The organism is Acidovorax sp. IB03 (assembly GCF_016406015.1).
GTDB lineage: Bacteria > Pseudomonadota > Gammaproteobacteria > Burkholderiales > Burkholderiaceae_C > Acidovorax > Acidovorax temperans.
The window spans coordinates 173,780-187,625 of record NZ_JAEFCH010000004.1 but is presented as its reverse complement, the minus strand read 5'-3'; the positions used below and the strand labels follow the sequence as shown (position 1 = coordinate 187,625).

Sequence of the window (13,846 nt, the reverse complement as noted above, 5' to 3'; positions counted from 1 at the left end):
ATGGACTCCTGGGATTTCAGGCGTTTTGGCCCGTGGGGGTGGCATGCAGCGGACGCACAGTACTCGGCGCGTTGATGTCGTCAGTGGGGGTCGCCGGCGTGGCAGCATCGCGCGCTACGGCCGCGCGGCTAGCCAGGCGTTCGGCCTGCTTGCGCGCCCACCAGGGTTTGACTTTCTTCTCCCACACACCAGCCAGCCCGTCGGGGAAGGCCATGGTCACGCCGATGAACAGTCCGGCCATCAGGAACAGCCAGAGGTCGGGGAAGCTCTCGGAGAAGTAGGTCTTGCCGAAGTTCACCAGCAGTGCGCCGTAGACCGCGCCCACCAGGCTCATGCGCCCGCCCACGGCGGCGTAGATCACCATCTCGATCGAGGGAACGATGCCCACGAAAGACGGCGACATGAAGCCCACCTGCAGCGTGAACAGCGCCCCACCGATACCGGACAGCGCGGCCGCCAGGCAGAACACGAAGACCTTGAACATGGCCACGTCGTAGCCCGAGAAGCGCACCCGGTCTTCCTTGTCGCGCATGGCCAGCAGCAGGGTGCCAAGCTTGCTCTTCTGCACCCAAAGGCACAGTGCGATGCTGCCCAGCAGCAGCAGGGCGCAGAGGTAGTAGAGGATGTACTTGGCGCTGTCGGTGCGGATGTCCCAGCCCAGCAGCGTCTTGAGGTCGGTCATACCGTTAACGCCGCCCGTGTAGCCCTGCTGGCCGATGATGAGCACCGTGAGGATCAGCGCCACCGCCTGGGTGATGATGGCGAAGTACACACCGCCCACGCGTCGCTTGAACATGGCATAACCGATGATGAAAGCCAGCAGCGTGGGAATGGCGACGACGGCAATGATCGCGAAAGGCAGGTGCTCGAAGGGTTGCCACCACAGGGGCAGCTCTGTGAGCTGGTTCCAGTCCATGAAGTCTGGAATACCGGGCGTGGACTGGATCTTGGTGCTCGCGGGGTCGGAAGCCTCCAGCTTGAGGAACATGGCCATGGCGTAGCCGCCCAGGCCGAAGAAGACCCCCTGGCCCAGGCTCAGCACGCCGCCATAGCCCCAGAGCATGACCAGACCGAGCGCCACGAAGGCGTAGGTCAGGTACTTGCCCACCAGGTTGAGACGGAAGATGTCGAAGGCGAGCGGGAAGAGGACCAGCAGCACGACGGCCAGGATGAGCACGCTGCTCAGCCCCTTGCTGTTGATCCATGCGGTGAACTTGTTCATGGTAGGACTCCAGAATTGAGGGCAGGATCAGCGGCGCACCTTGCTGGCGAACAGGCCCTGCGGGCGGATCATCAGAATCACGACGATCAGCGACAGCGTGAGCACCTTGGCCATGGAGCCACTGATGAAGAACTCGCTGATGGACTGCGTTTGCGCAATGCCGAAGGCGGATACCACGGTGCCCAGCAGGCTGGCGGCACCACCAAAAGTCACCACCAGGAAGGAATCGACGATGTAGAGCGAGCCGCTGGTCGGCCCCGTAGAGCCGATGGTGGTGAAGGCTGCCCCCGCCACACCAGCGATGCCGCAACCGATGGCGAAGGTCAGGCGGTCGGTCTTGCTGGTGTTGATGCCGATGGCGTTGGCCATGGTGCGGTTGCTCACCGTGGCGCGCACCCGCAGGCCCCAGCGGCTCTTGTAAAGGGCAAGTAGAACGCCGCAGGTGACCAGCAGCGTCAGGCCCAGCACAAACAGGCCGTTGATCGGAATGTCCAACCCCGGGGCCGGAGCCCAAGAGCCCATCAGCCATTCGGGCAGCGCAGGGCTGACTTCCTTGGGACCGATGGCTGAACGGAACACCTGCTGGATGGCCAGGCTCAGGCCCCAGGTGGCCAGTAGCGTGTCCAGCGGGCGCTTGTAGAGAAAGCGGATCAGCCCCCATTCCACCAGCCAACCGGCGATGAAGGCCAAGACGAAGGCCACACCGATGGACAGCGGGAAGTAGTAAGGCATGAAGCCGGGTGCGAACTTCTCTGTCAGCGTGGAAAAGAGAAAGACCGTGTAGGCGCCGATGGTCATGAACTCGCCGTGGGCCATGTTGATCACGCCCATCTGGCCGAAGATGATGGCCAGGCCCAGGCCCATGAGCAGCAGCACCGAGAACAGACTGAGTCCTGCGAAGCCCTGCATGAGGGCGATGTTGAGCATTTCCGAAAATTCCATGGCGTCACCTGTCTGTCTGAGAACAAGGGCGGCGGCCATCCGTTGCTGCAACCATGGCCGCCACCGGCACCCCCTCGCGGGGATTCCTGCTTACTGATAGCCCTTCGGGAACGGATCGGGCTCGATCAGGTTGGGCGACTCGGCCACCACCTTGAAGGTGCCGTCCTTGTTACCCATGGCGATGCGCGACTTGCTCCACAGGTGGTGGTTCTGGTGCACCTTGACATAGCCTTCGGGTGCGGTTTTGAGCTCGATGCCTGGCGAGGCGGCCACCACCTTGTCGATGTCGAAACTGCCCGCCTTCTCGACGGCGGCTTTCCACAGCCAGGGCCCCAGGTAGCCCGCCTGCGTGACGTCGCCGATGACGGCGTCCTTGCCGTACTTGGCCTTGAAGGCTTCGACGAACTTCTTGTTGTTTTCGTTGTCCAGGGTCTGGAAGTACTTCATCGAGCTGTAGAAGCCGGCGAAGTTTTCGCCGCCCACGCCCGTCATCTCGTCTTCGGTGACCGACAGCGTCAGCAGGAACTGCTTGTCGCCGGTGATGCCGGCGGCCTTGAGCTGCTTGTAGAAGGCCACGTTGGAGCCGCCCACCACGGCGGCGAAGATGCAGTCCGGCTTGGCCACCTTGATCTTGTTGATCAGTGAGTTGAAGTTGGTGTTGCCCAGCGGGTAGTACTCCTCGCCAACCACCTTGCCCAGTTTGGCCACGCTCTCGATGTGCTTGCGCGCGATCTTCATCGAGGTACGCGGCCAGATGTAGTCCGAGCCGACCAGGAAGAAGGTCTTGGCCTTCTTCTCCTTCGCGCCCCAGTCCAGTCCGTAGATGATCTGCTGCGTGGCTTCCTGACCGGTGTAGATCACGTTCTTGGACTGCTCCAGGCCTTCGTAGAAGGTGGGGTAGTAGAGCAGGCCGTTTTCCTTCTCGAAGATCGGCAGCACGGCCTTGCGCGAGGCGCTGGTCCAGCACCCGAAGACCGCGGCCACGTGGTCGTTGACCAGCAGCTTCTTCGATTTTTCGGCGAAGGTTGGCCAGTCGGAGGCGCCGTCTTCCTTGATGACGCGGATCTTGCGGCCCAGGATGCCACCCATGGCGTTAATCTGGTCAATGGCCAGCTGCTCGGCCTGGATGGAACCGGTTTCAGAAATGGCCATGGTGCCGGAAGACGAGTGCAACTGGCCTACCACCACCTCGGTGTCGGTCACGGCAAGCTTGGTCGTGTTGACCTTGGCTGTGGGGAACTGCTGGGCCATGGCTATGCCGGGCAGACCGACCACGGACATGGCGCCCATGGCCTGCAGAAGGCGGCGGCGCTGCAGGTCGGCGGCAGCAGACGGGTGGAGCAGGGACGGATCGGTCTGGTCTTTCATGGGGCACTCCTGAAGAGAAGAGTTGGGAACCAAGAACACCTGCGGGAGGTGCTGGGCGACACGGCGTCACCACGGCCTTGAGATTAGGGACAACCCTCTCCACGGCCCATACGTCAATTGACGTACGCGGGCTGCGCGCATCGCTGAGTACGGTTCTTGCGTGTGCACTGGTATTGACAGTGCATGCACCAAAAAAGCGCAGGCATGAACCACGCACCACAAAAGATCTTTCGCATCCGCCGCGACTACAACTCCTGGGTAGCCAACGAGACGTTGGAGGACTACGCGCTGCGCTACACGCCCCAGAGTGCACGCAAATGGAGTGAGCTGCGCGTGGCCAACACAGCCTTGGGCGGCGTGTCCTTTCTGGCGCTGGAGGCCATCGGCGGCGCCATCGCGCTGAACTACGGCTTTTCCAACGCGCTCTGGGCCATATTGGTCATGGGCCTGGTCACCTTCCTCACGGGTCTGCCCATTGCCGTCTATGCGGCGCGCTACGGGTTGGACATGGATCTGCTCACGCGCGGCGCTGGCTTCGGCTACCTGGGCTCTACCGTCACCTCGCTCATCTACGCCAGCTTCACCTTCATCTTCTTCGCCCTGGAGGCGTCCATCATGGCGCTGGCGCTGCAGCTCGTGCTGGACTGGCCGCTGGTGTGGTGTTATGTGCTGTCCTCGCTGGTCATCATCCCCATGGTGCTGCACGGCATCACCTTCATCTCCCGTCTGCAGACCTGGACCCAGCCGCTGTGGGTGGTGCTGCTGCTGTGGCCCTTCGCATGGTTTGCGCTGGCCCAGCCCGATTTCTACGTGCAGTTCACGGGCCTGTCCGGACTGACCTCGGGCAGCAACGACTTCGAGCCGCTGATGTTCGGCGCTGCCGCCGCGGTGACCTTCGCGCTCGTGCTGCAGATCGGCGAGCAGGTGGACTACCTGCGCTTCATGCCTGCACGCACCTCGGCCAACCGCTGGCGCTGGTGGGGCGCAGTGCTCGTGGCGGGCCCGGGCTGGATCTTGCCGGGCATGCTCAAGATGCTGGGCGGGGCCTTTCTGGCCTTCGTCGCGCTGCAGTACGGCACATCGCCGCTGCACGCTGCCGAGCCCACGCAGATGTACCTGGTGGGCTACCTGCGCTCACTGAGCGACCCCACAGCTGCGCTGCTGCTCACGGTGTTGTTCGTGGTGATCTCGCAGGTCAAGATCAACGTCACCAACGCCTATGCCGGCTCACTGGCATGGAGCAACTTCTTCGCGCGGCTCACGCGCAGCCACCCGGGCCGCGTGGTCTGGCTGGTGTTCAACGTCATCATCGCCATGCTGCTCATGACGCTGGGCGTCTTCGGCGCGCTCGAGCGCGTGCTGGGCCTGTACGCCAACGTGGCCATCGCCTGGGTGGGCGCGCTGGTCGCGGACCTGGTCATCAGCAAGCCGCTGGGTCTGAGTCCCAAGGGCGTGGAGTTCCGCCGCGCTTACCTCTACGACATCAACCCTGTGGGCCTGGGTGCGATGGGACTGGCCGTGGTGCTCTCGGTCGTGGCCCACTTCGGCTGGCTGGGCGAATACGCTGCCGCCTTCGCGCCCTTCATCGCGCTCTTCACCGCCATGGTCACGGCGCCGCTGCTGGCCTGGGCCACCCGGGGGCGCTACTACCTTGCGCGCCGCGATCCTTCGCCCTGGCAGGTCGGTGAACTCGTGCGCTGCAGCGTCTGCGAAAACCCGTTCGAGAGCACCGACATGGCTGCCTGCCCGGCCTACGGTGCGCCGATCTGCTCGCTGTGCTGTTCGCTCGAATCACGCTGCCATGATCGCTGCAAGACCCAGGCGCGCGCGGCTGACCAGGTGCGCGCCGCGCTCGCAGCCATCCTGCCCCCCAGCCTGAACAACCGCTTCAACTTCCGCGTCGGCCAGTACTTCACGGTCTTCCTCTCCCTTTGCGCCGTCATGGCCTTTGTGCTGGGTGTGGTCTACATGCAGGAGAGCCTGACCGCGCCGCCCGACGCGTTGCGCGGTCCCTTCGTCAAGGTGTTTTCGCTGCTTGCTCTGCTGGCTGCAGTGTGGGCCTGGTGGTTGGTGCTGGCCAACGAAAGTCGGCGCATGGCGCACGACGAATCCGAGCGCCAGACCCAGTTGCTGCAAAAGGAAATCGACGCCCACCAGCGCACCGACGCCGCGCTGCAAAGCGCCAAGGAGGTGGCCGAGAATGCGAGTCAGGCCAAGACGCGCTACGTGGCCGGTATGACGCACGAGCTGCGCACGCCCCTCAACAGCATCCTGGGCTATTCGCAAATCCTGCTGCGCAGCGGCGAGCTTCAGGGCAGCGCGCGCGAGGCCGTCACGACCATCCAGCAAAGCGGCCAGCACATGCACGCACTGATCGACGGCCTGCTGGACCTGGCCCGCATCGAGGCCGGCCGCCTGAGGCTGGACCCAGCGCCGCTGCCCTTCCAGGAATTCCTCTCCGAACTGGCGCGTATGGTGCAGCCCCAGGCCGAGGGCAAGGGCCTCGCGTTCCGCCTCGAAACCCAGGGCCGCGTACCCGCTTGGGTGCAGGCCGACGCCAAGCGCCTGCGCCAGATCCTCATCAACCTGCTGGGCAACGCTGTGCGCTTCACCAACCGGGGTGCTGTCGTGCTGCGCGTGGACTGCCGGCACGAAGTGGTGCGCTTCGAGGTGGAAGACACTGGCATCGGCATCGCCCCGCAAGACCAGGGGCGCATCTTCCAGCCCTTCGAGCGCGGCAGCGCCGGACGGCGTGCCAGCGAAGCGGGAACCGGCCTGGGTCTGACCATCACCAGTCTGCTCACCAGCCTCATGGGCGGTGAGCTCACACTGCGCAGCGCCGTGGGCCAGGGCAGCACCTTCAGCGTGCGCCTTTATTTGCGCGAGATCAAGGCCCCGGTCGCACGCACCGTGCGCCACCTGCGTCCCATCGTCGGCTACCTCGACCCTCGCCGCACCTTGCTCGTGGTGGACGACCAGCCCATCCAGCGGCAGCTGCTGGCCAGCCTGCTGCTGCCGCTGGGCTTCATCATGCGCGAGGCAGCCAGCGGCCGCGAATGCCTGGAGATCTTGCAGCAGCACAGACCCGATGCGGTACTCCTCGACATCAACATGGACGACCTCAACGGCTGGCAGACCGCGCAACTCATCCGCAGCAATGTCGGGCCCGACTTGCCGATCATCTTCGTCTCGGCCGACCCGTTCGAGAACCGACCCGAGCTGCTGGAAGCCGTTGGCTGCCAGGGTTTCGTGAGCAAGCCAGTGATCGAATCCGAGCTGCTGGACCTGCTGGCGCGGGTCCTGCAGCTGGAGTGGGTGCACGAGCACAACCTGCCGCACACCCCTGAAGTCCCATCGGTGAAGCGGGAGTCGGAAGACAAGTTGCCACTGCCAGATGAACTGCGCCACCGTCTGATCGGCCTGGCTCGCATGGGCAATGCCAGTGGCTTGCGTGGCCTGCTGCGCAGCAGTGCCGAGCAGGAGCCGGCGATTGCGGAAGTGCTGCAAAGCCTGACGGTGCACGTGGACCGTTTTGACTTCTCTGCCCTGATCGAACGCCTGAAAGATACCGAAGATGAAAGCTGAACCCGTCATGCCGCCTGCAGTCTCCAGCGTCGTGCTGGTGGTGGACGACGCGCCCGACACCCTGCGCATGCTTTGCGATGCGCTGGCAATCGAAGGCTATACCGTGCTGGTGGCGCGCGACGCCATCGAGGCGCTGGAGCGCTTCGAAATGGCCGTCCCCGACGCCGTGCTGCTCGACGCCATCATGCCGGGCGAGAACGGTTTTGCTCTGTGCCGCCGCCTCAAGTCCGAACCCTCCTGGGCCCACGTGCCAGTGATCTTCATGACTGGCTTGGCCGAGACTGAACAAATCGTTGAAGGGTTTGCCAGCGGCGGAGTGGACTATGTGGTCAAGCCGCTGAAGATTCCCGAGGTGCTGGCACGCTTGGCCACCCACCTGCGCAATGCGCATGTCAGCCGGCTGGCACGCGAGGCAGTGGATGTGGCCGGACTTGGTGTAGTGTTGCTCGACAGCCAGGGTCGCATCGCCTGGCGTTCGCCGCAGGCCATGCACTGGCTGGAAGAAGCGCTGGGCCCGCAGGACGACGCGACGCCGCTAAAGGGCTGGTTGCAGGCTGCCATCACGCAGGGTGAGACGTTAACCCCGCTGCCCAACGGCAGCCAGTTGCAGGCCCAATACCTAGGGCAGACCGGCCCGGGCGAGACCATGATCCTGTTGCGCCAGGGCGGTCCCGCAGTGAATGCGGCACACAAACGCCTGGTTGGCGCAGTCCTCACACCACGTGAGACCGAGGTGCTGTCCTGGCTCGCCAAGGGCAAGACCAATCGCGACATTGCCGACATCCTCGGCATGAGCCCGCGCACGGTGAACAAACACCTGGAGCACATCTTCGAGAAGCTGGGGGTGGAAACGCGCACGGCGGCAGCGGCGATCGCGAGCAGCCTGCTGCAGGACGCCTGAGCCGGGGATTCCAGAGCTCCATCGGTCGCATCGTGCCGCAACAAGCTCAGGTCGCCCAGACCCGAGGTGCCACAGCGTCCATCTGCCACAGTGCCTGGCGCCACGCTGCACGGGCCGGGCGCAACAGTTCCAGTACCGGTTCAACCAGCGGAGCCAGTACCCGCAGCACCAGCACCTGTGGATGCGGGCTGGTAGCGCCGGCGCTGAGCCGCAAGGGATGCGCGTCGATCACCCGGCGCACAGCGTCGAGCGCGACGTCGCGGCGCTGACGCTCGATGGGCGTGCCTGCCATGAAAAAAAGCGTGGCCAGGCAGCGCTGGCCGGCCAGGCCCAGCGGGCTATTGAGCAGCCGAAGGTCGTCGGCTGCGATGCGGCCCTGCTCCAGCCAGACGCCCGGCACCTCGAGATGCTGCGTGAAGCAGCCCTCCGCAAAAGGCTGGTCTGCCGCGGGCAGGCCCAGCGCGGTGATATCCCAGCCCAGCAGTTCGGCACCGGGGGCAAGATCAAACACGGCACGGTTTTCAGCCTGGCATTGGTTATAGGCCAGGGCCTCCAGCGGCAGCCACTCTAGCCGTGCGCCAGCCTCCAGCCGGGCGTGCACGCGCTGACGGGCCGGCTCGCCCAACGAGCGGTAGAAACGGGTGGCGCCGGGTGTGGTGACGAGACCGTGCGCGCCGGGCGCCACCGACACCTGGGTCTCCACCGTGTCGCCCCCCACCAGACCGCCCGGCGGATGGACCAGTACGTTGTGGCAAACGGTGTCGCCCTCGGGGTAGAGGCTCCGCAGCACGCGCAGCGGCCCGTCATGGCGATAGCGGGCAACGGTACGCGCTGATTCCAAGCTGTAGTGCAGCTCCAAGCAGGCGCGCCAGCTCATGGGTATCGGGACACCACGTTGGACGGGTGCCGGATAAGTCTCAGGTGGGCGTGATAGGTCGGCATTTGCAAGACCATGCAAGTTTTGCGCCTAACTTGCGATGTGGCCGTTGTGCGCCCGACTGGCACCGCGAGTGGCTCACTCGGGTAACAGCAGGATCTCTGTAAAAAAGCCAGTTCCTAGTACTTGCGCCATCATCCCTGCCCCAACATCGATGAGGCATCGCTGGCGCAGGGCGCAGCATTGATGGCGCTGCACTCTATTCGAAGTCTCGAGCTTGCGTCATTGAAGCAGTCGCCCAAAGTTAATGTTCAGCCTTTGGGATAACAGAAGCGTTTCCATCCCAATCTGCCAGCCCAAGTATCAACGGCGGGCGGAGCCCTTCATAATCACGAATTGCCTTCGCTTGTTTGAGATGCCTATCTTTCATCATGGATAAATTCTTGCTGCGGCAGCAAGTGCTGGAGCGACTAGCCGAGGACCTGCTGAAAGTCGAAGAGGCAGTGCGAGTGGCCCATGAGGCGGCGACCCACGAAGAAAACATCGCCGAGAACAAATACGACACGTTGGGACTCGAAGCCGCTTACCTTGCGACCGGCCAAGCTCGGCGCGCAGAAGCCATCCGCCATGCGATGGCCCATTGGCGCCAGTTCCATCCGCGCCCCTATGACGCCAATCAAGGTATACAAATCGGTGCGCTGGTTTGCTTGGTTGATGCAAACGATAAGCAGCTGCAGCTTTTTCTCGGCCCGGAAGGAGGCAGCATGAAGTTGGTGAGCGGGGCTTACCTCGTTCAGGTCATCAGCAGCGAAGCACCTTTGGGCAAGGCCATTCTGGGTAAATGCGAGGGTGATGAGGTCTCGATACAGGTCTCTCCCCACCAGCAGCAGTTTGAGGTGCTACGGGTTCACTGAGCCGCAAGGCTGTTTTGCACTGTAGGAGTCTTGACGATTCAGGCAGACCGTGCAGTCCGCCAGCCGAACTTGATGTTGGAAGCATTCCGCTAACGAACGCTATTTGCTGCGCTGTGGCTATTGGGCAGCAACAAGGTGTCACAGGTGAGGTTACGACTTCACAGTGCCCGCGCTCTGGCAGAGCAGGACGCAAGGTCGCATGGATGCGAGCTCGCTGTTTATGAAGTTATTTGGTGCGAACCATTGGAGTTTCTCAAAATGATTGATTGGGTTCCGGTAGCCTTCCTGACGTTCAAGGTTCTCATCTTCGGCGCCTGCATGTTTTTTGCCATCAAGTGGCACTACGACCAGGGCAACAAGGTGATGGACAGGCGCGCCCTGATACGCAGGGGTAGCAAGTTTTTAGCCATCTTCATGCTGGCGCTTTTGTGTGTGTTGGCCTTCACGTTCGGCCTTTCCTGGAAGCTTGGTATGGATTTGCGGCTCCCCTGACGGCAAAAATTGGTCGGTTGATATTCAATCCTGAGCTGGGCCCTCAATCAGGCAGATGCGGATCGGCGATGCCAGGTCGTTTTGAGGTCCCAACTCTGGAGGCAGGAAAAATGGATCGACGCGCATGGCTGATCGGATCGGGGTTGTGTGTTCTGGGGCGTGCCGCCTTTGGTGCGCCATCGGCGCCGTCTCTTGCCATGATGGCGCGTGAGGGCGGTGTACTGCTGATTCGCCACACCAGTACCGAGCCGGGGGTGGGCGATCCGCCGGGTTTTATCCTGGGTCAATGCAGTTCACAGCGCAATTTGTCCGAAGCCGGTCGGGCTGAGGCCATCGGCATCGGTGCTTGGTTCAGTCAGCACGGGTTGCCGACTCTGATGACGACATGTCACGCAAACAAGCGCAGATCAACAGCCTGGTGGGGGCATGAAGACTGCGCTTTTTAAGGGGGGAGCTTGCAGCGGGAGTGGAGTGTGGTGTCGTGCTGGTCGTGTTTATTCGCCGTCGTTACCCGCACGCGCGTGACGCACTCGCCACAACAGCGCTCCCCCCAGCATGGTGGCGGCAAAAAGCGCCATGGCACCCGTGTTCAGCAGCGCCCCCGTGGCGCGCCAGTGCGGGTCATCCAGACCCCAGACCAGGCGCACGATCAGTGACAGGTGCAAGGCCACCAAGGGCAGGTAGAAGAACTTACCGAATTCAATTTTGATGCGTGCAATGGCAGGAAGGATGACCGGGGCATGCCCCAGCATCATGCTCACAATGAAGCCCAGCCCGAGTGCATGCAGGGCCATGTCTCGCAGGGGCAAACCGAGCGTGCTGCCCGTCCAGGCCCAGCCAGCAACCGCAAGCCAGGCGTAGCCCCCGAGCAGACACACGGCCATGTAGCGGGCCAGCCCGTGGGCAAACACCGTGCGGCGTGCGATGTCGAACACTCCCAGCCACAGCGCCAGGAGCAGCAGCGACAGGCCGTACAACACGCCGCCTATGCGCACCGAAAAACTCGTCAACGCAGCGCCCAGTGTCATCAACCCCAGCAGCAGCCAAAGCGATGCGTTGGCACCAGGGCGCCTGCGCATCAGCCGCGTCATCTCCAGGCGTTCTGCAGCAATGGTCATGACCAGAAAGGCGAACCACCAGGGCAGGCTGGCAGCGTCGCCAGGCCGGCGCAAAAACAGCACGCAGCCAATCAACCACGCCAAAGCCCCCCCGAGCAGCAGCAGGGTGTGCGCGGCCCGCTGACGATGCACAACGACGACGTTGACGGCGGTGAAGAACACGGCAGCGGCGAGCCACAGTACGGCGCCGACGTCGGTCTTATTGACCAGCAGGCACAGGGCCCCAACGCCAGATGCCAGTGGGGCGAGCCAGGCCGCACGCAATTTCACGGCCACGGCTCGCTCCACGCCAATCACTGTGCCCATGAAGCCGCAAATCATCAGCCCCGCGTGGGCCACCGCGGCATGCCCCGCCCAGCCCGAAAGCGGGAAGAGGGAGGGCAAGGGCACCCCAGCGCGAACGAGGCCCCCGGTGATGCCGCTCACCAGTGCCAGCGCTACCAGGATCAGAACCAGCGGCGCCAGCGTGCGAGGCCTGGCGGGCGCGACGCGTGTTCGCATGGGTGCCGAGGGAGGAGGCGGGGTCACCATCCCATGAAGCGGCGAGCCCGCTCGCTCATGCGGTCGGTGGACCAGGGCGGGGACCACACCAGCTCGACCTTTATCAACAATTCGGGTGGCATGTCGCGGTCCAGCTGTGTTTCGATGTCCTCTAGGATCACATCGGTCACCGGACACGCCGCAGAGGTCATGGTGACCTGGGCATGCAGCTTGCCATCGGCCACGGTGACGCCGTAGATGAGACCGACATCGACCACGTTCAGCGCCACTTCAGGGTCCACCACGCGGCGCAGCGCCGTCAGGATGGGCTGGCGTAACTCCTCGGGGCCCTCGTAGGGGAAGGGATGCTCAGTCATGGCACAAGGCTCGCGGAGCCCGGGTGGAAGCATCGGTACGCTTTGGCATGGTCGGTCACTGCGAAGAGTTCGGTTGCGCAGCCATTATGAGGACTTCCCGGCCGCGACTCAAAAAGTGGTTTTGATGGAGGAGGGGGCAATACGGTGGCGTTCTACGCCAAGGCTGGCTTCGTTCAAGCGCTCGCAGACGAAGCAGCCTTGTTCGCTGAGCCTCAGGCCAGGCGGAAGCGTGAAATCTGCTGCTTGAGTGATTGCACCTGGTCGTCCAGGTTGCTGGTGGCGGCAGAGGTTTCCTCTACCAAGGCTGCGTTTTGCTGGGTGGCTTGGTCCGGCTGCATGACGGCCTGGCTGATTTGATCGATGCCATCGGATTGCTCGCGGGAGGCTACGGCGACATCGGCAGCAGTGGCGTTGACTCGCTCAATCGACGTAACCACCTCCTGGACTGCGGTACCAGCTTTTTCTGCCAGCTCTGTGCCCGCATCCATCTTTTCGGTGTTCGTCTGGATGATGGTCTTGATTTCTTGCGCAGCTTCTGCCGAGCGCTTGGCCAGCGAGCGCACTTCGGCGGCCACCACGGCGAAGCCCCTGCCTTGCTCGCCGGCGCGTGCGGCCTCCACGGCTGCGTTCAGCGCCAGAATGTTGGTCTGAAAAGCGATGCCGTCGATGACGCTGGTGATGTCGCGGATGCGCTGCGAAGATTCGTGCAGGTCGCGAATCATTCCCACCACTTCTTGCACACGCTCGCCCACGTCCTTGGCGTGCTTGGCGGCTGTGGCCGACAACTGGTTGGCCGTCTGGGTCATCTGCTGGTTACTTTGGACGGACGCAGTAATTTGCTCCATTGAGGCTGCGGTTTGTTCCAGTGAGCTGGCCTGGGCCTCGGTTCGTGCGCTCAGGTCCAGGTTCGCAGCCGCGATCTGGGATGAGGCTGAGGCCACTTCCGTGGTGTTCTCCTGCACCCGCATGAGGGTTGCGGATAAATGGCTTTGCATGGCCTTGAGCGACTCCAGGAGCCGGGTGAATTCGTGGTCTCCGTCTGTACGGATGGGCAAGGTCAGATCCCCTTGCGCGACTGTGGCCGCCACCTTCATGGCGTGTTCCAAGGGCTGCATGATGGCCCTGACCAGTGAGCCTGCCAGCACCACCACCAGAATTACCGCCACCGCACCAATGGCCAGGTTGATCTGGTTCTGGCGCTGCATCTGCGCTTCCAGTCGGCTCCCCGACGTATTGGAAATCTTCAGTTGCAACGCTTTGAGTTGCGTGATGGGCTGCGCCAATGCGTCAATCGCTGGGAGAACTTTCTGCGTGAGCAGTTGGTTGGCGGCCGCCGCATCGGATTCCTGCATGTCTGCCGCTGCAGTGAAGGCCGCCACATAGGCCAGCCTACGGGTACGCATTTCAACAAACAATGCCCGCCCTTCGTTGCTTTGGAGCATAGGCTCCAGGCGCTGGAACAACTCGTCCAATTGCTTTCGCAAAGTGCCCATGCGGGCTCGCACTGCCGGCCTCGCGGAAGGTTCAATCACGAAAACCTCCCAATCAAGCGCATTCAAACGGCGATGGG

Annotated in this window: 12 protein-coding genes; 5 read left to right on the top strand and 7 right to left on the bottom strand. The window is 63.2% G+C overall.

Going from position 1 to position 13,846, the window contains the following annotated elements:
* Positions 1–16: 16 nt before the first annotated feature.
* The 3 genes from urtC to urtA form a co-directional block, all read right to left on the bottom strand.
* A complete protein-coding gene (gene urtC / locus IHV84_RS04130) occupies positions 17–1,222 on the bottom strand; it encodes an urea ABC transporter permease subunit UrtC (protein ID WP_198845922.1) in 1,206 nt (401 codons plus the stop codon).
* Between the two features lie 27 nt (positions 1,223–1,249).
* The gene (gene urtB, locus IHV84_RS04125) at positions 1,250–2,164 is read right to left on the bottom strand and encodes an urea ABC transporter permease subunit UrtB (RefSeq protein WP_198845921.1); all 915 of its coding nucleotides are present in this window, start codon (positions 2,162–2,164) and stop codon (positions 1,250–1,252) included.
* A 90-nt stretch (positions 2,165–2,254) separates the two neighbouring features.
* Complete coding sequence (gene urtA / locus IHV84_RS04120) at positions 2,255–3,532, bottom strand: urea ABC transporter substrate-binding protein (protein ID WP_044397004.1); 1,278 nt, start codon at positions 3,530–3,532, stop codon at positions 2,255–2,257.
* Between the two features lie 204 nt (positions 3,533–3,736).
* Between urtA and IHV84_RS04115 the strand changes: the two genes are divergently transcribed.
* Positions 3,737–7,117 carry an ATP-binding protein gene (locus tag IHV84_RS04115; protein WP_198845920.1) on the top strand — a complete coding sequence of 1,127 codons (3,381 nt, stop codon included), beginning with the start codon at positions 3,737–3,739 and terminating at the stop codon, positions 7,115–7,117.
* Positions 7,107–8,018: a DNA-binding response regulator gene (locus tag IHV84_RS04110; protein ID WP_198845919.1), complete on the top strand. Its 912-nt coding sequence runs from the start codon at positions 7,107–7,109 to the stop codon at positions 8,016–8,018. Before IHV84_RS04115 ends, IHV84_RS04110 begins: the two co-directional genes overlap by 11 nt.
* 46 nt (positions 8,019–8,064) lie before the next feature.
* Here the strand turns inward: IHV84_RS04110 and IHV84_RS04105 are convergent, their stop codons facing one another.
* Entirely contained in the window at positions 8,065–8,895 is an 831-nt protein-coding gene (locus IHV84_RS04105; protein WP_198845918.1) for an urease accessory protein UreD, read from the bottom strand.
* A gap of 431 nt (positions 8,896–9,326) precedes the next feature.
* On the opposite strand from IHV84_RS04105, the gene IHV84_RS04100 reads away from it, so the two are divergent.
* From IHV84_RS04100 to IHV84_RS04090, 3 genes are all read left to right on the top strand, one after another.
* A complete protein-coding gene (locus IHV84_RS04100; protein WP_198845917.1) occupies positions 9,327–9,809 on the top strand; it encodes a GreA/GreB family elongation factor in 483 nt (160 codons plus the stop codon).
* A 258-nt stretch (positions 9,810–10,067) separates the two neighbouring features.
* Positions 10,068–10,301, top strand: coding sequence for a hypothetical protein (locus tag IHV84_RS04095; protein ID WP_067513407.1), 234 nt, complete (start codon positions 10,068–10,070; stop codon positions 10,299–10,301).
* Between the two features lie 110 nt (positions 10,302–10,411).
* Positions 10,412–10,747: a hypothetical protein gene (locus IHV84_RS04090; protein WP_198845916.1), complete on the top strand. Its 336-nt coding sequence runs from the start codon at positions 10,412–10,414 to the stop codon at positions 10,745–10,747.
* A 48-nt stretch (positions 10,748–10,795) separates the two neighbouring features.
* On the opposite strand, the gene IHV84_RS04085 is transcribed toward IHV84_RS04090, so the two are convergent.
* The 3 genes from IHV84_RS04085 to IHV84_RS04075 all read right to left on the bottom strand — a co-directional run bounded on the left by IHV84_RS04085 (position 10,796) and on the right by IHV84_RS04075 (position 13,769).
* Positions 10,796–11,920, bottom strand: a complete 1,125-nt coding sequence (locus IHV84_RS04085; RefSeq protein WP_233099691.1) for a hypothetical protein — start codon at positions 11,918–11,920, stop codon at positions 10,796–10,798.
* Between the two features lie 23 nt (positions 11,921–11,943).
* Positions 11,944–12,276 carry a metal-sulfur cluster assembly factor gene (locus IHV84_RS04080; protein WP_198845915.1) on the bottom strand — a complete coding sequence of 111 codons (333 nt, stop codon included), beginning with the start codon at positions 12,274–12,276 and terminating at the stop codon, positions 11,944–11,946.
* Between the two features lie 212 nt (positions 12,277–12,488).
* Positions 12,489–13,769 carry a methyl-accepting chemotaxis protein gene (locus tag IHV84_RS04075; RefSeq protein WP_198845914.1) on the bottom strand — a complete coding sequence of 427 codons (1,281 nt, stop codon included), beginning with the start codon at positions 13,767–13,769 and terminating at the stop codon, positions 12,489–12,491.
* Positions 13,770–13,846: the final 77 nt, after the last annotated feature.